The sequence below is a fragment of the Hydrogenophaga sp. genome (assembly GCF_019635465.1).
Taxonomy (GTDB): Bacteria; Pseudomonadota; Gammaproteobacteria; order Burkholderiales; family Burkholderiaceae_C; genus Hydrogenophaga.
Genome location: NZ_JAHBZK010000018.1, coordinates 73934 through 91781 on the forward strand (window position 1 = coordinate 73934; position 17848 = coordinate 91781).

Annotated in this window: 16 protein-coding genes; 10 read left to right on the forward strand and 6 right to left on the reverse strand. The window is 67.8% G+C overall.

The genetic code is table 11. The features are described 5' to 3' along the window. Positions 1–87 precede the first annotated feature (87 nt). From KF871_RS16145 to KF871_RS16155, 3 genes are read left to right on the forward strand one after another with little or no spacing between them, the layout of a single operon-like run. Positions 88–1572, forward strand: a complete 1485-nt coding sequence (locus KF871_RS16145; RefSeq protein WP_291144789.1) for a YdiU family protein — start codon at positions 88–90, stop codon at positions 1570–1572. 11 nt (positions 1573–1583) lie between these two features. After that, entirely contained in the window at positions 1584–1991 is a 408-nt protein-coding gene (msrB, locus tag KF871_RS16150; protein ID WP_291144790.1) for a peptide-methionine (R)-S-oxide reductase MsrB, read from the forward strand. An 8-nt stretch (positions 1992–1999) separates the two neighbouring features. Beyond that, a complete protein-coding gene (locus KF871_RS16155) occupies positions 2000–3028 on the forward strand; it encodes an LLM class flavin-dependent oxidoreductase (protein ID WP_291144793.1) in 1029 nt (342 codons plus the stop codon). Between the two features lie 21 nt (positions 3029–3049). Here KF871_RS16155 and KF871_RS16160 read toward each other — a convergent pair whose 3' ends face one another. Continuing rightward, a complete protein-coding gene (locus KF871_RS16160) occupies positions 3050–4018 on the reverse strand; it encodes a DUF533 domain-containing protein (RefSeq protein WP_291144796.1) in 969 nt (322 codons plus the stop codon). A 95-nt stretch (positions 4019–4113) separates the two neighbouring features. On the opposite strand from KF871_RS16160, the gene KF871_RS16165 reads away from it, so the two are divergent. From KF871_RS16165 to KF871_RS16175, 3 genes are all read left to right on the forward strand, one after another. Next, complete coding sequence (locus KF871_RS16165) at positions 4114–4656, forward strand: septation protein A (RefSeq protein ID WP_291144800.1); 543 nt, start codon at positions 4114–4116, stop codon at positions 4654–4656. After that, the gene (locus KF871_RS16170; protein WP_291144802.1) at positions 4653–4922 is read left to right on the forward strand and encodes a BolA family transcriptional regulator; all 270 of its coding nucleotides are present in this window, start codon (positions 4653–4655) and stop codon (positions 4920–4922) included. Before KF871_RS16165 ends, KF871_RS16170 begins: the two co-directional genes overlap by 4 nt. Positions 4923–5001: 79 nt before the next feature. Continuing rightward, positions 5002–5781, forward strand: coding sequence for a peptidylprolyl isomerase (locus KF871_RS16175; protein WP_291144805.1), 780 nt, complete (start codon positions 5002–5004; stop codon positions 5779–5781). Positions 5782–5832: 51 nt separating this feature from the next. On the opposite strand, the gene KF871_RS16180 is transcribed toward KF871_RS16175, so the two are convergent. Both KF871_RS16180 and KF871_RS16185 read right to left on the reverse strand, forming a co-directional pair. Continuing rightward, a complete protein-coding gene (locus KF871_RS16180; RefSeq protein WP_291144808.1) occupies positions 5833–6588 on the reverse strand; it encodes a heparan-alpha-glucosaminide N-acetyltransferase in 756 nt (251 codons plus the stop codon). Then, positions 6585–7337 carry an alpha/beta fold hydrolase gene (locus KF871_RS16185; RefSeq protein ID WP_367172064.1) on the reverse strand — a complete coding sequence of 251 codons (753 nt, stop codon included), beginning with the start codon at positions 7335–7337 and terminating at the stop codon, positions 6585–6587. The genes KF871_RS16180 and KF871_RS16185 overlap by 4 nt, the downstream gene beginning before the upstream one ends. A 29-nt stretch (positions 7338–7366) precedes the next feature. On the opposite strand from KF871_RS16185, the gene KF871_RS16190 reads away from it, so the two are divergent. Further along, positions 7367–9331 (forward strand): U32 family peptidase, encoded by a 1965-nt coding sequence (locus KF871_RS16190; protein WP_291144813.1) that lies wholly within the window; start codon positions 7367–7369, stop codon positions 9329–9331. 27 nt (positions 9332–9358) lie between these two features. On the opposite strand, the gene KF871_RS16195 is transcribed toward KF871_RS16190, so the two are convergent. Beyond that, a complete protein-coding gene (locus KF871_RS16195) occupies positions 9359–9904 on the reverse strand; it encodes a hemerythrin domain-containing protein (protein WP_291144816.1) in 546 nt (181 codons plus the stop codon). A 93-nt stretch (positions 9905–9997) separates the two neighbouring features. Continuing rightward, positions 9998–11539, reverse strand: a complete 1542-nt coding sequence (locus tag KF871_RS16200) for a toll/interleukin-1 receptor domain-containing protein (RefSeq protein WP_291144818.1) — start codon at positions 11537–11539, stop codon at positions 9998–10000. 153 nt (positions 11540–11692) lie between these two features. On the opposite strand from KF871_RS16200, the gene moaA reads away from it, so the two are divergent. Genes moaA through glp form a run of 3 tightly spaced genes read left to right on the forward strand, consistent with a single transcriptional unit; the run spans position 11693 to position 14728 of the window. Continuing rightward, a complete protein-coding gene (gene moaA / locus KF871_RS16205) occupies positions 11693–12808 on the forward strand; it encodes a GTP 3',8-cyclase MoaA (RefSeq protein ID WP_291144821.1) in 1116 nt (371 codons plus the stop codon). Between the two features lie 16 nt (positions 12809–12824). Continuing rightward, positions 12825–13454 carry a molybdenum cofactor guanylyltransferase MobA gene (gene mobA, locus KF871_RS16210; RefSeq protein WP_291144824.1) on the forward strand — a complete coding sequence of 210 codons (630 nt, stop codon included), beginning with the start codon at positions 12825–12827 and terminating at the stop codon, positions 13452–13454. Beyond that, positions 13451–14728 (forward strand): gephyrin-like molybdotransferase Glp, encoded by a 1278-nt coding sequence (glp, locus tag KF871_RS16215; protein ID WP_291144827.1) that lies wholly within the window; start codon positions 13451–13453, stop codon positions 14726–14728. The genes mobA and glp overlap by 4 nt, the downstream gene beginning before the upstream one ends. 19 nt (positions 14729–14747) lie before the next feature. Here glp and KF871_RS16220 read toward each other — a convergent pair whose 3' ends face one another. Beyond that, positions 14748–17843, reverse strand: a complete 3096-nt coding sequence (locus KF871_RS16220; RefSeq protein WP_291144830.1) for an efflux RND transporter permease subunit — start codon at positions 17841–17843, stop codon at positions 14748–14750. Between the last annotated feature and the right edge of the window lie 5 nt (positions 17844–17848).

A 17848-nucleotide genomic window follows, 5' to 3' on the forward strand; every position in this document is an offset into this window, starting at 1 on the left:
CGGCGGCTCGGGAATGTCCCGGTCGCTACAGCCCGGACAAAACCCCTGGCGCCGTGCGTGCAGGGCCCGCACGAGACAATCGCGCCCATGAATCTCGCGGTCGACTCCCCTGCCCTGGATCTCGGCTGGACCTGGCGCAACCGCTTCGCGGACCTCGGCCCGGCCTTTTTCACCCCCACCTCGCCCACCCCATTGCCCGAGCCGCACTGGGTCGCCACCCACCCGGGCCTGGCGCGCGAACTCGGGCTGCCCCCCGACGCCTGGGCCAGCAAGGATCTGCTGGAGGCGCTGAGCGGCAACCGGACCTTGGCGGGCAGTCGGCCGCTGGCATCGGTGTACAGCGGCCACCAGTTTGGCGTCTGGGCCGGCCAGCTCGGCGACGGCCGCGCCATCCTGCTCGGCGAGGTGGACACGCCAGCCGGCCCAATGGAGCTGCAGCTCAAAGGCGCCGGCCTCACCCGCTACTCGCGCATGGGCGACGGCCGCGCGGTGCTGCGCAGCTCGATCCGCGAATTCCTGTGCAGCGAGGCCATGCATGCGCTGGGCATCCCCACCACCCGCGCGCTTTGCGTCACTGGCTCGCCGCAACCGGTGATCCGCGAGACGGTGGAGACCGCCGCCGTGGTCACGCGCGTGGCGCCCAGCTTCATCCGCTTCGGGCATTTCGAGCACTTTGCGGCCAACGGACAGACGGAGCAGCTGCGCCAGTTGACCGATTTCGTGATTGACGCCTTCTACCCCGACTGCCGCGAGGGCGTTGGCAACCCCTATGCCCGCCTGCTCGAAGCTGTCAGCGCGCGCACGGCCGAGATGGTGGCGCAATGGCAGGCGGTGGGTTTTTGCCACGGGGTGATGAACACCGACAACATGAGCATCCTGGGCCTGACCATCGACTACGGCCCATTCCAGTTCATGGACGCCTTCAACCCGGCGCACATCTGCAACCACAGCGACAACGGCGGTCGCTACGCCTACCACCGCCAACCCAACGTCGCTTACTGGAATCTGTTCTGCCTGGGTCAAGCCCTGCTGCCGCTGATGGACGACCAGCAGCAGGCACTGGACGCGCTGGAGCCCTACAAGACCCTGTTCCCGGCGGCGTTGACACGTCGCATGGGCGCCAAGCTCGGCCTGGCCGAGCCACAACCCGGCGACGCCGAGCTGGTGGACGGGCTCATGCAGCTGATGGCCAAGGATGGCGTGGACTTCACCATCGCGTTCCGCCGTTTGTGCGATGCGGCCGGTGGCGAGCGCGAATCCGCGCGCGACCTGTTTTTGCAGCGCGAGGCCTTCGACGCCTGGTTCGATCGCTGGCAGGCCCGCCTGCAGGCCCAGACCGGTTTCGACCCCGTCGAAACGTCGGCCGCCATGCGCCGGGTGAACCCGCGCATCGTGCTGCGCAACCACCTCGGGCAGATCGCCATCGAGCGCGCCCAGCAGGGCGACTTCAGCGAGGTTGACCGGCTGCTGAAAGCATTGGCCGCGCCGTTCGACGAACGTGCGGGCGAGGACGACCTCGCCGCCTTCCCGCCCGATTGGGCGCAGCAGATCGAGATCAGCTGTTCGTCTTGAAAGGACCGACCGTGGACTTCCCCATCAAAAAAACCGAGCAAGAGTGGTACGAAATCCTCAACGCCAAAGGCGCCGAGCCCCTGGCCTTCGAGGTGACACGCCGCGCGCACACAGAGCGTCCATACACCGGCAAATACGAAGAAGTCTGGGCCGACGGCAGCTACCACTGCATCTGCTGCGGCAACCACCTGTTTGACGCCGGTACCAAGTTCGACGCCGGCTGCGGCTGGCCCAGCTTCTGGAAGGCCATCCCGGGTGCCATCACCGAAATCACCGACCGCACCCACGGCATGGTGCGCACCGAAACTGTGTGCAGCCAGTGCGGCGCCCACCTGGGCCACGTGTTCGAGGACGGCCCGGCGCCGACTGGCCTGCGCTACTGCATGAATTCGGCTTCGCTCGAACACAAGGACGAATAAGGAGACCCATGACCATGTCCCGCTCGCTGGCCGACATCCGGCTCTCCATGCTTGACCTGGTTGCCGTGCGCGAAGGCGGCACCGTGGCCGACGCCATCGCCATCGCCACACGCACGGCCCAACACGCCGAGCGCCTGGGCTTCACCCGCTACTGGCTGGCCGAGCACCACAACATGAGCGGCATCGCCAGCTCGGCCACGGCGGTGCTGGTGGGTCACATCGCCGGCGCCACCCGGACCATGCGCGTGGGCTCCGGCGGCGTCATGCTGCCCAACCACGCCCCGCTGGTGGTGGCAGAGGCCTTTGGCACCCTGGCCGAGATGTACCCGGGGCGCATCGACCTGGGTCTCGGTCGCGCACCCGGCACCGATGGACTGACCATGCGCGCCCTGCGGCGCGACCGGGTGGAGACCGAGGACGACTTCCCGCGCGAGGTGGCGGAGCTGCAGGCCTTTCTGGGGCCGGCGGTGCCGGGCCAGCGCGTCATCGCCATGCCCGGCCAGGGCACCAACGTGCCGATCTGGCTGCTGGGCTCCAGCCTGTTTTCGGCCCGGCTGGCGGCGCAGCGCGGACTGCCCTATGCCTTCGCATCGCACTTTGCACCCCGCTACCTGCTGCAGGCCTTGCAGATTTACCGCGATGAGTTCCAGCCCTCGGCGGTGCTGGGCCAACCCTATGCCGCCATTGGCGTGCCCCTGATCGCGGCCCCCACCGACGACGAGGCCGAGTACCTGGCCAGCAGCACCTACCAGCGCGTGCTGGGCATCCTCACCGGCCGCCGTGGGCAGCTGCCGCCCCCTGTGCAAGGTTTCGTCGAATCGCTGGCGCCGCACGAACGCCAGGGCATCGGCGACTTTCTGGCCGCGGCCGTCATTGGCGGCCCCGACAGCGTGCGCACCGGGCTGCAGCGCCTGGCCGAACTCACCAACGCCGACGAGTTCATTGTGGTGAGCGATGTGTTCGATCCGGCGCTGCGCCTGCGCTCGCTCGACATCGCGGCCGCCGTGATGCGCGAGGGCGCTGCCGCCACCGCCTGAGCAGACCGGCGGCGCAGCGCGTCAGCGCCCGCGCACCAGCGACATCACCTGCGTCGCGTCCAGCGAGGCGGCCTTTTGCTGGATTTGCGGCAGGTACTGCGCCTGCATCTGCCTCGCCGGGCCCAGCAGGTCCTGAAAGGTCTCTTTCAGCATCTGCGTGCTCATCTGTCGCCCACCGGCGTAGTAGCGCTTGGCCACCTGCCCCAGCGCGTAGGTGGTGGCAAACGAAAACGCCACGCCGGTGGCGGCGCGCCCCACGCCCCCCACCAGGCGGCCAGCGGCCTTGCCCAGCAAGCCACCAATGAGTTTTCGACCGAACTGCTCCAGGTACTGCGACGTCAAGCCAACGCCCACGGCCGCGATGAACTCGCGGATATGGCCCTGGTCCAGCTCGACGCCGTGCGCCTGGCCCACCTCGTAGACCATCTTGACCTGCAAGGGAATGATCGCCATCGACGCCCAGGACTGGGGCAAGAGTTCCAGCGCGCCGTTGAGCATGGCGTAGTTGAGGATGGACTTGTCCAGCGCGGCGGTGTCGGGGCCTCGGCGCTCGCTGACGGAAGCGGCCTGCGCAGGGGCGACATCCCGCGCGGGCGGTACCGCGACCGAGGCCGCGCTCACCAGGGCCGACTCGGCCTTCTCGAACTCGGCGACCTCACCGGGGTTCAGAGAGAGCCGGCGCTTGAGGTCGGACAGAAACGCGATCTCGGCGTCGCTGCGACCACCGTCCGCGTCACACAGGCACACCGCCATCTCGTAGGCCAACTCACGAAGGCCGGGCTCGCCCAACTCAGACAAGGCGCTGCCCAGATCGACTCGCTTGAGCAGCACGGCCTGGTAGACCGCGGGCAAACCGGCCACGCCAGCAGCCCCTCCCAGGCTCTCGGCCACGTTGCGCAACTGCTCGCGCTCGGCGTCGGCTTTCTCGCCATCGGCCAGGGCGGCCATCAAGGCGACGGTGAGGATGGCTTTCTGTTCTTGGGGGGTCATGGGGTCTCCGGTTGGTGGCACCGCAGCGCCAAGGCCATGGACCTCATGCGCCCGGCGGAGGTTCCCCGTGGCCCGTGCAACGGATAATCGCGCCCATGCGAATGCTGATCGACTTCTTTCCGATTGCGCTGTTCTTCGGCGCTTTCAAGCTCTACGACATCTACATGGCCACCGGCGTGCTGATGGCCGCCACCGTGGTGCAGACCGGCATCATCTACGCGGTGGATCGCAGGCTTCAGAACATCCACAAGATCACGCTGGTGCTGGTGCTGGTGTTCGGCACCCTGACGCTGCTGCTGCACGACGAGCGCTTCATCAAATGGAAGCCCACCGTGCTGTACACCGGCATGGCGGTGGTGCTCGCGGCGGCGCTGTGGGGCTGGAAAAAGAACTTCCTGCAGATGCTGCTGGGCGGCCAGTTGAAACTGCCCGAACCCGTCTGGGCACGGCTGACGGTGGCCTGGGTCGGCTACTTCCTGTTCATGGCGGCCATCAACGCCTGGTTCGCTGCGTTCCAGACCACCGAGCAGTGGGTCAATTTCAAGTTGTGGGGCTACATCTTCCCGGTGGTGTTCATCGTTGCGCAGGGCCTGTACGTCGCCCGGCACATGAAGGACGAGCCGGAGGCGGGTTCATGAGCGCCGTCCCGACCGCCACCGCCATCGAGGACCGCTTGCGCGAGGTGCTGCACCCGACGGCGCTGCAGGTGCTCGACGAAAGTGCCGCCCACGCCGGTCACGCCGGTGCCAACGGGCTGGGTTTTGGTACCCATTTCCGGGTGCGCATCGCGGCACCGGCGTTCGTCGGACTGGGCCGGGTGGCCCAACATCGCCTTGTGTATGATGCCCTGCGCCCGTTCACCGACGCCGGCCTGCATGCGCTGGCCATCGAAATCCAGCGCTGACAACCTTCTGTCACAAATCGTTCGAGAACCCTGCTGCGCGCAGCGGCTCCAAGCCTCTTTCCACTCCCGTAGGTACTTCATGAAACTGACCCTGTCGGCCCTGACCGCGGCCGTGCTCATCGCGTCCGCCCCCTGGGCCGCTGCCCAGAACGTGGCCATCGTCAACGGCAAGCCCGTGCCCACCGCCCGCGTGGAGGCGCTGGTCAAGCAGATCGAGGCGTCCGGCCGCGTCGTGGGCGATGAAGCCCGCGGCCAGATCAAGGAAGAGGTCATCATGCGCGAGATCTTCGTGCAAGAGGCCCAGAAGCGTGGCGTGGCCACCAGCGACGAGTTCAAGAACCAGATGGAGCTGGCCCGCCAGACGCTGCTCATCCGCGGTCTGATCGCCGACTACCAGAAGACCAACCCGGTGACCGACGAAGAGGTCAAGGCCGAGTACGACAAGTTCGCCTCCGCCAACGCCGGCAAGGAATACCGCGCCCGCCACATCCTGGTCGACAAGGAAGCCGACGCCAAGGCCATCATCGCCCGCATCAAGAAGGGCGCGAAATTCGAAGACATCGCCAAGAAGCAGTCGAAGGACCCGGGCTCCGGCGCCAACGGCGGCGACCTCGACTGGGCGCCCGCGGCCAACTACGTGCCCGAGTTCTCGCAAGCCATGGTCAAGCTCGAGAAGGGCCAGATGAGCGATGCCCCGGTGCAGAGCCAGTTTGGCTGGCACATCATCCGCGTCGACGACATCCGCGATGCCCAACTGCCCTCAATGGACGAGGTCAAGCCGCAGATCGTGCAACAGCTGACCCAGCAGAAGCTGCAGCACTTCCAGCAGGACCTGCGCGACAAGGCCCGCATCGAATAAGCGGCGACACTCGCTGCTTACCCCAAAGGCGCGATCACATCGCGCCTTTCTTCATGCCCTCGGCAATACCAGGGTGGTGAGCCAGACCAAGCCCATCAACACGGGCTGGTGCAGCAGGTAGTACGACAGGCTCCACCGCCCCCACCCGGCCATCAGGCGGGCGACCATCCCCTTCGGCGTCGCAGCGCCGCCCAACCATTGCGGGCGGTGCCGAATGACCCATTGCCCCGCTGACATGCCCCACCACATCACGCCCAGCCAGGGCAGCAAGGGCACGTAGTCCTCGGTGAAGGGCTTGCGGCTGATAAAGCCGAGCACGTTGGGGCCGGGGTGGTTGAGCGCCGCCAGCTCGGGCCAGGTGGCGATGGCGGTCGGCGCCCACCAGGCCAGCAGCAAGGCCAGCGCGCCCAGGGGCCACAGCCAGCGCCCCCAGCCGGCGCTCAGGCGCACCAGCACCAGCATCACGGCAATGCCGTGCAGCACACCAAAGTAGATGAAGGTCCTGGGAAACACCAACCAGGAGCCGATGCTGACCAGCACGGCCGCGCCGGCCACCTGGGCCCAGCGCCGCCAGAAGCGCGCCCAGCCCTGGCCCTGGTGAACCGCCACGGCCTGCGACAGGCCGGCTGTGAACAGGAACAGGCTCACGATGGCCGCGCGCTGGGTGGTCCAGAACGGGTCGCTGAGGAAGGCCTGGTCAATCAGGCCGAAGTGGTCGAGGTCGAAGCAGAAGTGATAGACCGTCATCCACAGCAGCGCCAGGGCGCGCAGCCGGTCGATGCGATCAAAACGGGTGGTTGCGCTCATGCGCTGCGCCAGATGTCCAGCAAGTGGCCAGCCAGTCCGACGGGGTCGCTGACCATGGGGTCGTGACCAGTGGCCATTTCGATCACCTGCCAGCCGGGCTCCTCGCGCACCCGCACACGCGAGGGCGCAATGGTGGGCAGCGCCGGCGCCACGCAATCGATGAAGGTTCGGGGCACCCGCTCCCAGGCGTCGCCGTCGAAATCGAGCGGCTGCTGATAGAGGCGAAACGGCTGAGGCGTCTGCCGGCGGTTCACCCAGTCGCGGTCGGCCCCCTCCAGGCCATAGACCGAGGCGTCCGGCGGCGCGAAATGCAAACCGTGGCTTGGCTGGGCCAGGGCGATGCGCTGCGCCTTGACCTCCTCGGTGTGGTGGCTGCTCCAGCTATCGCCGGGGTACGGCAGCGCGGCGTCCAGGTACACCAGATGCGCCAGCGCACCCGGTCGTTCACGCAGCAGCCGGTCGGCCACGCCGGTGATGACCATGCCGGCGTAGCTGTGACCCACCAGGATCACGCGCTCAAGCTCCTCTGCCTCGATCAGCCCGATCACGTCCTGGATGTGGGTGTGCAGGTCGATGTCCGGGCTCATCAGATGGGCCCGCTCGCCCACGCCGGTGAGGGTGACGGCGTGCGGGTCGGCACCCGCATCGCGCAGCAGTGGCATCAGCCGCCGCCAGCACCACGCGCCGTGCCAGGAACCATGAACCAGAACGATGGACGTGCGTGCGGGCAATCGGCTTCTCCAGGACAATCTCGGGTTTCGCGATTCTGCCCGCCCCCATGCTGCACCACCAGATCGAGCTGCTCTCCCCTGCCCGCACGGCCGACATCGGCATCGAGGCGGTCAACCATGGTGCCGATGCCGTGTACATCGGCGGGCCCTCGTTTGGTGCCCGCACCTCGGCCGACAACAGCGTTCAAGACATCGCGCGCCTGGCCCGGCATGCACACCGCTTTGGCAGCCGCATCTACGTCACGGTCAACACCATCCTTCGCGACGACGAACTGGAGCCGGCGCGCAAGCTGATCCGCCAGCTCTACGACGCCGGTGTCGACGCCCTGATCATTCAGGACATGGGGCTGCTTGAGCTCGACCTGCCCCCCATCCAGCTGCACGCCAGCACGCAGACCGATATCCGCTCGGTCGAGAAGGCGGTGTTTCTGCAGGACGCGGGCCTGTCCAAGCTGGTGCTGGCGCGCGAGCTCACGCTGCCTCAGATCCGGGCCATTCACGATGCGCTCGACCCGCAACGCTGCCTGGTGGAGTTTTTCATTCACGGTGCGCTGTGCGTGGCCTACAGCGGCCAGTGCTACGTCAGCCATGCCCAGACCGGGCGCAGCGCCAACCGCGGCGACTGCTCGCAGGCCTGCCGTCTGCCCTATGAGGTCAAGGACACCCAGGGCCGCATCGTGGCGCACGACAAGCACGTGCTGTCGATGAAGGACAACAACCAGAGCGACAACCTGCGTGCCCTCATAGATGCCGGCGCCCGCAGTTTCAAGATCGAGGGCCGCTACAAGGACCTGGGCTACGTCAAGAACATCACCGCGCACTACCGCCAGCTCTTCGACCAGATCCTGGAGGAGCGCCCCGAGCTGGCCAGCGCCTCGTCGGGACGCACCACCTTCACGTTCACGCCCGACCCCGACCAGAACTTCAACCGCGAGTTCACCGACTATTTCGTCAACGGCCGACAGGAAGACATCGGCGCCTTCGACACCCCCAAGAACCCTGGCCGCCCGATCGGTTTTGTCACCCAGGTCGGCCCCAACTGGGTCGAGCTGCAATGCGACGACGAGGCCACCACCGTCCACAACGGCGATGGCCTGTGCTACCTCGATCTGCACCGCGAGCTGGTGGGCCTGCAGATCAACCGCGCCGAGGCCGCAGGCGCTGCCGGGCGCTGGCGCGTCTTCCCCAAGGACGCCATCGAAGGCCTGCGCCACCTCAAGCGCGGCACCGTGATCAACCGCAACCGCGACATGGACTGGGTGCGCACCCTCGAGAAGAGATCGGCAGACCGCCGCATCGGCGTGTGGGTGCGCCTGTCGCGCAGCGACGCCGGCCTGCGCCTTGACCTGACCGACGAAGACGGGCATGCGGCCCACGCCGAGCTGACCTGTGAGGTCGAGGTCGCACGCGATGCCAATCAGGCCCGCGCCAGGTTGCACGACGCACTGGGGCGCCTGGGAGAGACGATCTTTTCGCCCATCGACGTCAGCATCGAGGCCGACCAGGCCTGGTTCGTACCGGCCTCGCTGTTGAACGCCTTGCGCCGCGAAGCGGTGGCGCAACTGGAACTGGTGCGCGCCAAGGCCTTCACCCGCTTGCCGCGCGGGCAGGCGGTGGAGCCCCCGGTGAAGTTCCCCGAAGACACGCTGACCTACCTGGCCAACGTGTTCAACCACAAGGCGCGCGACTTCTACGCCAAACATGGGGTGCAGGTGATTGCCAGTGCGTATGAATCGCACGAGGAGACCGGCGAGGTCAGCCTCATGATCACCAAGCACTGCGTGCGCTACTCACTCAGTCTGTGCCCCAAGCAGGCCAAGGGCGTGACCGGGGTGCAAGGCACGGTGCGAGCCGAGCCGCTCACCATCACCCACGGCGACCACAAGCTCACCCTGCGTTTTGACTGCAAGCCCTGCGAAATGCACGTCGTGGGCAAGCTCAAGCCCGCGGTGGCCAACGCCGCCACCAGCCCGCTCACCTTCTACCGCCAACGGCCGACCGAAGCGGTCTGAGGTAGCGGTCTGAGGTAGCGGTTCAGATCAGATGTAGGGCACGGGTTGCGGCGCGTGCCGCATGTGCAGTGACAGGCCCAACGCCGCCATGTGGTTGCCATTGCGCCCGAGGATGGTTTCTGCCAGCGGCAGGAAGGACGATTCCTCGAAGCCGGCGTGCGCCTGGTACTCGCTCACCAGGCGGTGCAGGTCGGCAATCTCCAGATCGCTGTCCTGGCCCTTGGCCACGCGGCGCAGATCCTTCTCAAGCGAGCGCCACAAGGCTTCCAGCGTGCGGTGCTGCGAGGTCAGTCGCTCCACCATGGCCTGCACCTGGGCGCGCTCTTCGCCCGGTTGGGCGCTTGCCAGCACGGCGGGGAACAGCTCGCGCTCTTCGTCCAGGTGGTGTTCGAAGATCGCTTCGCGAAAGAAGGCCAGCGATTGCTCGGCGATCGAGCGCGCCCGCGCGGCGGGGGCCAGAAGGCCCGGCAGTTCGTCCAATGCCCTGAGCCGCCGCACGATGCCGGCGTGGCACTGGGTGAAGTTGGTCAAGGGGGCGTCGTCGGTGGTCGGGGTGTCCGCAACGGTGCTCATGCGTGTCTCCTGAGGCAATGGCGGCAGTCTAGGGCGCCAGGCATCTGGCGCTTTGACGCACGTCAAGCGCAGGCAAGGCGGCGCGCCATGTCGCTAACCCCCGCTGTGTGACACGAGTTCGAGCAGATCGCGATCGATCTCCTGGCCGCCTGCGCTGTGCACCTGGCGCTGCAAGCGCACATAGCGCCGCGCTTCAGGCGCGTACCACACGAGGGTGCGCACACGGATCGGCTCCAGTGTCAGCGTGGCCGCACCCCCTGTGGGCATGCGGTTGCTCCAGATCTCGACCTTGTAGGCGTTGAATCGACCGGCCGGCACCGTCACCGATTCGCGCCCGACCAGCTTGGCTTGCGACGACCAGCCCGTCCACTGCGGGTCGGGCCAGGGCGTCTTCACGTCGCTGTCGCCGCGCCAGGCGCCGATGTCGCCAGTGGCCAGGTAGGGGCTGAACTCCAGTCCCAGCGACGGCCAGTTGATGAAGGCGGCCTGGCCCGCACGCGAGCGGCGCAACTCTGACGTGCCCGCGTTGTCGCTCAGTCGGTCGGTGACCAGGTCCTCGCGCAGTTCGGCCACGGCGATCGTGACGTCGCGGCGGGGGCTGGATGGCCACTTGCCGCTGAAGCGATAGGTCCAGCGCTCGCCCACGCGCGGCAGCCGGTCGTTGGTGGACGGGTTGGGCACGGAGGCCGTCGCTGACGGTGGGGGCGATGGTGCAGCGGAGGCGGTGGTGGTGCGCTGTGGTGCCGGTGTCGGTGCAGCGGGCGCCCGCGAGAGCGCCGCCGGCAAGCTGGGACGGACCTGCGTCGCCGAGGGCGTCGGTGCAGCGGCGATCACCGCGGTGGCCGGCCGTGTTGCCGGCGGAGCTGGTGGCGGTGCAGCGGCCACGCTGGCCACTGCGGCAGGGGCCGGGGCGGGGGAAGGCGTTGGCGACGCAGCGGCAGCGACCTCCGTCGGCGCGGTAGCGTTGACTGGCGATGTCGGGCTTTCTGCTGGGGTGGCCGCAGCCGGTGGCGTCGCCGGCACAGCAGCCACCAGCGTGCCCTCGGGCACCTCAGAGACCCGGCCCTCGGGTGGCTCGCGCCAGGCCCACCAGCCCGCAGCGGCCAGGCCGGCCAGCCCCGCGGTCATCGCACCCCAGGCCCAGCGCTTTCCACCACCGTCGGCGCCATGGCCCTCCCCCAGCAACTTTTCCAGCGCCTGTACCAGCGACGCGGTGGTGGCCTCCCATTGTTGGTGATGCACGGCGATTGCCTGTCGCCGGGCCAGGCCCTGCATGTCCTGCGGCAGCTCTTCGGCGCGGGGCATGACCGCGCCGGCCACCAGCACGGGCACCACACGGATGTTGCGTTTCAACGCGGCCCCGACCTCCAGCCGAATGAAGTCGTGGGGGTCTTCGAGCCGTCGTCGCCCGGCCGCATCGCGGGTGTTCAGCCATTCATCGCCGATGACGACGATCAGCACCCGGCAGGCGGCCACCGCCGCTTCGATCGACTGCACGAAGTCGGCACCGAGCTCGATGCCCTCGACGTCCATGAACACGCGCCCGGCGCCGAAATGGGACGCGAGCCGGTCGTACAGGCGACCGGCGAACCCCGAGGCATCGTCACGGCGGTAGCTGATGAAGATCCCGTCCATGGCCTGCTCCCGCGCCGTCCCTGGGGTGGGCGGCTCGGGCATTCTAGGACCGCTGCCACGGCGTGTGCGAGGCCTGACGCCCGCAAAAGTCCCCCGTTTGGGTGGGGATGTACCTTGCTGGAGCCCCCGGGGGCATCACCCATAATTCGGCCCATGTCCGAACGCGTGATCCCCCTCATCGACCAGCGCCTGCAGACGCGCGCGGTGCCGATACCCGCACAAGCCATAGCGGCCACGGGCCAGCTGCGCGACGCCAGGGGCCGTGCGTTGCGCGATCTGCGCATCAGCGTGACCGATCGCTGCAACTTCCGCTGCAGCTACTGCATGCCCAAGGAAATCTTCGACAAGGACTACCAGTACCTGCCGCACAGCGCGCTGCTGACCTTCGAAGAGATCACCCGCGTGGCCAAGGTCTTCGTGGCACACGGCGTGCAGAAGCTGCGCCTGACGGGTGGCGAGCCCCTGCTGCGCAAGCACCTGGAGATCCTCATCGAACAACTGGCGGCCTTGCGCACGGTCGACGGCGCGCCGCTGGACATCACCCTCACCACCAACGGCTCGCTGCTGCGCAGGAAGGCACAGGCCCTCAAGGACGCGGGCCTGCAGCGCGTCACGGTCAGCCTGGACGGTCTGGACGATGCGGTGTTTCGCGCCATGAACGACGTGGACTTTCCGGTGGCGGACGTGCTCGACGGCATTGCGGCGGCGCAGGCGGTGGGCCTGGGGCCCATCAAGGTCAACATGGTCGTCAAACGCGGCACCAATGACGACCAGATCCTGCCCATGGCGCGGCACTTCAAGGGCAGCGGCGTGGTGCTGCGATTCATCGAGTACATGGACGTGGGCGCCACCAACGGCTGGCGCATGGACGAGGTGCTGCCCAGCGCCAAGGTCATCGAACGCATCCACCGCGAGATGCCGCTGGTGCCGCTGGAGCAGGCGGCCGAAGGCGAGACCGCACAGCGCTGGGCCTATGCCGACGGCAGCGGCGAGATCGGGGTCATCAGCAGCGTGACCCAGGCCTTCTGCAGCGACTGCAACCGCGCGCGCCTGTCCACCGAAGGACAGCTGTACCTGTGCTTGTTCGCCAGCGAAGGCCACGACCTGCGGCACCTGATCCGCGGCGACGCCAGCGACGAAGACCTGGCCAGCGCCATCGCCTCGGTGTGGCAGCCCCGGGCCGATCGCTATTCCGAACTGCGCGCCAGCCTGCCACCCGACAGCACGCCGGGCAAGCGCCGCGTCGAAATGTCCTACATCGGCGGTTGAGCCCGCCCAAAGCCACATGATCGAAGCGAACCAGATCACCGGGCTGGTCCTGGCCGGCGGGCGCGGTGCCCGCATGGGCGGTGCCGACAAAGGCCTGCAGAAGTTCAACGGCACACCGCTGGCACTGCACGCGCTGTTGCGCCTGCAGTTGCAGGAAGGCGGCCTCGTGAGCGAACTGATGATCAACGCCAACCGTAACCTGGGTGCCTACGAGGCCTTCGGCGCGCCGGTGTGGCCCGACTCACTGAGCGACTACGCCGGCCCGCTGGCGGGCTTTCTCACCGGCCTGGAGCGGGTGGAGACGCCCTACCTGCTGACCGTGCCCTGCGACGTGCCGCGCTTCCCGCTTGACCTCGCCAAGCGTCTGGCCAGCGCGTTCGACGATCCGGCCACCGAGATCGCGATGGTCGGCGCGCCCGAGGCCGACGGCCAGGTGCGCGCCCAGCCGGTGTTCTGCCTGCTCAAGGCCGAGCTGCTGGAAAGCCTGAGCGCGTTCACCCAGGGCGGCGGGCGCAAGATCGATCGCTGGACGGCGCAGCACCACACGGTGCTCGTGCCCTTCGACCAGGCGGGCGACGACCCGCGCGCCTTTGCCAACACCAACACCCTCGACGAACTGCACGCGCTCGAACAAGCCGGCCCATGACACAGACCACCGCCAAGACCATCGAGCAGATCGCCGCCGAGCTTCAGGGCTACGACCCGCAGGCCTTGTCGGCCGGGCAGGTCAACCAATTCCTGGCCCGCCTGGTGGTACCCATCGAGGCCAGTGAAACGGTGGGCATCTTCGACGCGCTCGGCCGCGTGCTGGCCGCGGACGTGGTCTCGCCCATCAGCGTGCCGCCGCACGACAACTCGGCCATGGACGGCTTCGCGCTGCGCGGCGCGTGGCTGGGTGAAGACGGGCGCACGTTGCGCTGCGTCGGCACCGCCTACGCCGGCAAGGCCTGGGCGGGCCAGGTGGGCGACGGCGAGTGCGTGAAGATCATGACCGGCGCCATCATGCCCACGGGGCTGGACACGGTGGTGCCGATCGAGTTCGTGAAGGTCGAGGGCGATCAGGTCACGGTGCCACCCAAAGTGGTCAAGCCCGGCGACAACCGCCGCTTCATGGGCGAAGACCTGATGGCCGGACAGCCCGCGCTGCGCAAAGGGCAGAGCCTGGGGCCGGCCGCGCTGGGCCTGCTGGCCAGCCTGGGCCTGCCCTCGGTGACGGTGGTAGGCCGCGCACGCGTGGCCTACTTCTCCACCGGCGACGAAATCCTCAGCCTGGGCGAGCCACCCCGCGAAGGCGCGGTGTACGACAGCAACCGCTACACCGTGTTCGGTCTGCTCACCCGCATGGGTGTGGAGGTGATCGACATGGGCGTGATCCCCGATCAGCCCGAGCGACTCGAGGCCGCCTTTCGCGATGCGGCTGCGCGGGCCGACGCCATCATCACCAGCGGTGGCGTGAGCATGGGCGAAGCCGACCACACCAAGGCCATGATGAAGCAGCTGGGCGACGTGGCCTTCTGGCGCATCGCCATGCGGCCAGGACGGCCGATGGCGGTCGGGCGCATCGGGCAGTCGGTGCTTTTCGGTTTGCCTGGCAACCCGGTGGCGGTGATGGTGACCTTTCTGGCTTTTGTGCGCCCTGCCCTGCAACAACTCATGGGCGCCACGGTGACCGAGCCCGTGCTGCTGCAGGCAAAGAGTGGTGAAGCCATGCGCAAGAAGCCCGGACGCACCGAGTACCAGCGCGGGACCGTGGTGCGGGAACCCGATGGCAGCCTGGTGGCGCGCACCACCGGCAACCAGGGCTCAGGCGTGCTCAGCTCGATGGTGCAGGCCAACGGCCTGATCGTGTTGCGTCACGAGCAGGGCAATGTGGCCGTGGGCGACACCGTCGAAGTGATGCTGTTCGACGGCGCGATCTGAGTTTCGCCTCGGGCGCCGTTCACTTGGCGGGTACGGCGCCCGGTGCGTCCGTGTCGTGTGTTTCCGGCCGGACCAGAGCGGCCGGCTGGTGCGCCTTCATGCGCGAGAGCAAGGTGTACATCGTTGGCACCACGAAGATGGTCAGCAAGGTGCCCACGCTCATGCCACCCACGATCACCCAGCCGATCTGCTGACGGCTTTCGGCGCCGGCGCCGGTGGCCAGCGCCAGCGGAATGGCCCCCAGCACCATGGCGCCGGTGGTCATGAGGATGGGCCGCAGGCGCAGGCCGGCCGCCTGCTTGACCGCCGCGAGCTTGTCCATGCCCTGCTCGCGCAGCTGGTTGGAGAACTCGACGATCAGAATGCCGTGCTTGGTGATCAGCCCCACCAGCGTGATCAGGCCGATCTGACTGAACACGTTGAGCGTGCCGCCCGAGAGCTTGAGCGCGAGCAAAGCGCCCAGCATGGACAACGGCACCGACAACATGATGATCAGCGGGTCGATGAAGCTCTCGAACTGGGCCGACAGCACCAGGTAGATGAACAGCAGCGACAGCACGAACACCAGTGCCAGCGAGCCCGAGGCCTTGCGGAACTCGCGGCTCTGACCGTTGAGATCGGTGGTGTAGCCCGGCGGCAGGATCTCGGCCGATATCCGGTCCATGAACTGCAAGGCCTCGCCCAGGGAATAGTCGGGCCCGATGTTGGCGGTGATGGACGCACTGCGCCGCTGACCAAAGTGGTTGAGCTCGCGCGGCACCACGATCTCGCGCGTGGTGATCAGTGAAGCCAGCGGAATCATGGCGTCACCGCGGCCACGCACGAACAGGCGATCGATGTCTTCGGGCGTGCTTCGGTTGGCCGAGACGGTCTGCACCACCACGTCGTACTGCTCGCCGTCGCGCTTGTAGCGGGTGACGGTGCGCCCGCCCAGCATGGTCTCCACCGTGCGGGCGATGGCGTCCACACTGACGCCCATGTCGGCCGCGCGTTCGCGGTCGACGTCGAGGCGGATTTCGGGCTTGTTCAAACGCAGGTCGGTGTCGACCTGCACGATGCCGGGGTTCTGCGCCATGCGCTCCTGCAGCTTGCGCACCACACCCGAGAGATTCTCGTAGCTGTCGTTGGTCACCACGACGAAGTTCAGCGGCCGCTCGCGAAAGCCCTGCCCCAGCGAAGGCGGCGTGATCGGGAACGCACTGATGCCCGGCAGGCCGGCCAGCTTGGGTGCGATGGTGCGCGCGATTTCCATCGTGGTGCGCTCGCGCTCCTCCCACGACTTGCCACGCATGATCACGCTGCCCTGGGCCACCGACGGGTTGCCCACCACGGTGAAGACGCGGTCGAACTCCGGCTGGCTGCGCGCAATGGTCTCGATCGCTTCGGCATAGCGCCTGGTGTAGGCCTGGGTGGCGCCGTCCGGCCCGTTGATCGAGGCCAGGATGACGCCGCGGTCTTCCATCGGGGCCAGTTCGGACCGCGTGGTCATCAGCAGCCACGCGCTGCCGGCGGCGCTGGCCAGCATCACGCCCACCACCAGCCAGCGCACCCGCAGCGAGCCCGCCAGGGCGCGGTCGTAGCCCCGGTTGACGCCACTGAGCACGCGCTCCATGAAGCGGTCGAAGCGGCCTGGCTTTTCGACGTGGCGCAGCAGCTTGGAGCACATCATGGGCGAGAGGGTCAACGCCACGAAACCCGACACCACCACGGCGCCGGCCAGTGCCAGCGCGAACTCGGCGAACAAGCGGCCCGTGCGCCCGGGCGTGAAGGCCAGCGGGGCGTACACGGCGGCCAGCGTCAGCGTCATGGCCACGATGGCAAAGCCGATTTCGCGAGCGCCCCGGATGGCAGCATCGAAGGGCTTCATGCCCTCTTCGATGTGACGGTAGATGTTCTCGAGCATGACGATGGCGTCGTCCACCACCAGGCCGATGGCCAGCACCAGCGCCAGCAGCGTGAGCGTGTTGATCGAAAAGCCGAACAGCGCCATCAGCGCGAACGAGCCGATCAGGCTCACCGGGATGGTGATGATGGGGATCACCGACGCGCGCAAGGTGCGCAAGAACACGAAGATCACCAGCGCAACGAGTACCACGGCCTCGGCGATCGTGGTGTATACGGCCTTGATCGAGCGGTCGATGAAGATGGAGTTGTCGTTGGCGATCTCGACGCGGATGCCCGGCGGCAAATCCTGCGAGATCTGCGGCAGCATGGCCTGCACCGCGGCCGACAGCTCCAGCGGGTTGGCCGTGGCCTGGCGGATCACGCCCAGCGAGATGGCGTCGCGGCCGTTGTAGCGCACCGAGACCCGCTCATCCTGCGGCGCTTGCTCGACGCGCGCCACGTCGCCCAGGCGGATGGTCTGACCGTTGACGGTGCGGATGCCGATGGCGCGAAATTGCTCGGGCGACTGCACATCGGTGGCGGCGGTGACGTTGAACTCGCGCTGCGCGCTTTCGATGCGACCGGCCGGCACTTCGAGGTTGGAGCGGCGCAGCGCGTCCTCGGCGTCCTGCACCGTGAGGTTGTAGGCGGCCAACCGGTCCGGGTCGAGCCACACCCGCATGGAGTAGCGACGCTCGCCGTAGATGCGCACGTCGGCCGCGCCGGGTGCGGTCTGCAAACGCGGCTTGACCAGGCGGTTGGCCACGTCGCTGAGCTCCAGCGGCGTAAGCGTGTCCGAGTTGAGGGCCAGCCAGATGACCGGGCTGGCGTCGGCCTCGACCTTGGCGATGGTGGGCTCGTCCACGTCCTGCGGCAGCTTTTGCCGCACGCGGCTGACCTTGTCGCGCACGTCGGCGGCCGCGGCGTCCGGGTCACGCTCGAGCTTGAAGCGCACCGTGATCTGGCTTTGCTCCTGGCGGCTGATGGAGGTGATCACGTCCACCCCTTCGATGCCGGCCAGCGAGTCTTCGAGCACCTTGCTCACCTGCGACTCGATCACCTCGCTGGAGGCGCCGCCAAAGCGGGTGGTGACCGTGACGGTGGGTTCGTCGATGCGGGGGTACTCGCGCACCGACAGCCCGTTGAACGACACCACCCCGACCAGCAGGATGAGCAGCGACAGCACGGTGGCGAACACCGGGCGGCGAATGGCGATTTCGGGCAACTGCATGAAGG

Excerpts from the sequence above, each read along its gene's own strand:
- KF871_RS16145 (WP_291144789.1), top strand. The coding sequence starts at position 88 with ATGAATCTCGCGGTCGACTCCCCTGCCCTGGATCTCGGCTGGACCTGG.
- KF871_RS16155 (WP_291144793.1), top strand. The coding sequence starts at position 2,000 with ATGACCATGTCCCGCTCGCTGGCCGACATCCGGCTCTCCATGCTTGAC.
- KF871_RS16160 (WP_291144796.1), bottom strand. The coding sequence starts at position 4,018 with ATGACCCCCCAAGAACAGAAAGCCATCCTCACCGTCGCCTTGATGGCC.
- KF871_RS16165 (WP_291144800.1), top strand. The coding sequence starts at position 4,114 with ATGCGAATGCTGATCGACTTCTTTCCGATTGCGCTGTTCTTCGGCGCT.
- KF871_RS16170 (WP_291144802.1), top strand. The coding sequence starts at position 4,653 with ATGAGCGCCGTCCCGACCGCCACCGCCATCGAGGACCGCTTGCGCGAG.
- KF871_RS16175 (WP_291144805.1), top strand. The coding sequence starts at position 5,002 with ATGAAACTGACCCTGTCGGCCCTGACCGCGGCCGTGCTCATCGCGTCC.
- KF871_RS16180 (WP_291144808.1), bottom strand. The coding sequence starts at position 6,588 with ATGAGCGCAACCACCCGTTTTGATCGCATCGACCGGCTGCGCGCCCTG.
- KF871_RS16190 (WP_291144813.1), top strand. The coding sequence starts at position 7,367 with ATGCTGCACCACCAGATCGAGCTGCTCTCCCCTGCCCGCACGGCCGAC.
- KF871_RS16195 (WP_291144816.1), bottom strand. The coding sequence starts at position 9,904 with ATGAGCACCGTTGCGGACACCCCGACCACCGACGACGCCCCCTTGACC.
- KF871_RS16200 (WP_291144818.1), bottom strand. The coding sequence starts at position 11,539 with ATGGACGGGATCTTCATCAGCTACCGCCGTGACGATGCCTCGGGGTTC.
- moaA (WP_291144821.1), top strand. The coding sequence starts at position 11,693 with ATGTCCGAACGCGTGATCCCCCTCATCGACCAGCGCCTGCAGACGCGC.
- mobA (WP_291144824.1), top strand. The coding sequence starts at position 12,825 with ATGATCGAAGCGAACCAGATCACCGGGCTGGTCCTGGCCGGCGGGCGC.
- glp (WP_291144827.1), top strand. The coding sequence starts at position 13,451 with ATGACACAGACCACCGCCAAGACCATCGAGCAGATCGCCGCCGAGCTT.
- KF871_RS16220 (WP_291144830.1), bottom strand. The coding sequence starts at position 17,843 with ATGCAGTTGCCCGAAATCGCCATTCGCCGCCCGGTGTTCGCCACCGTG.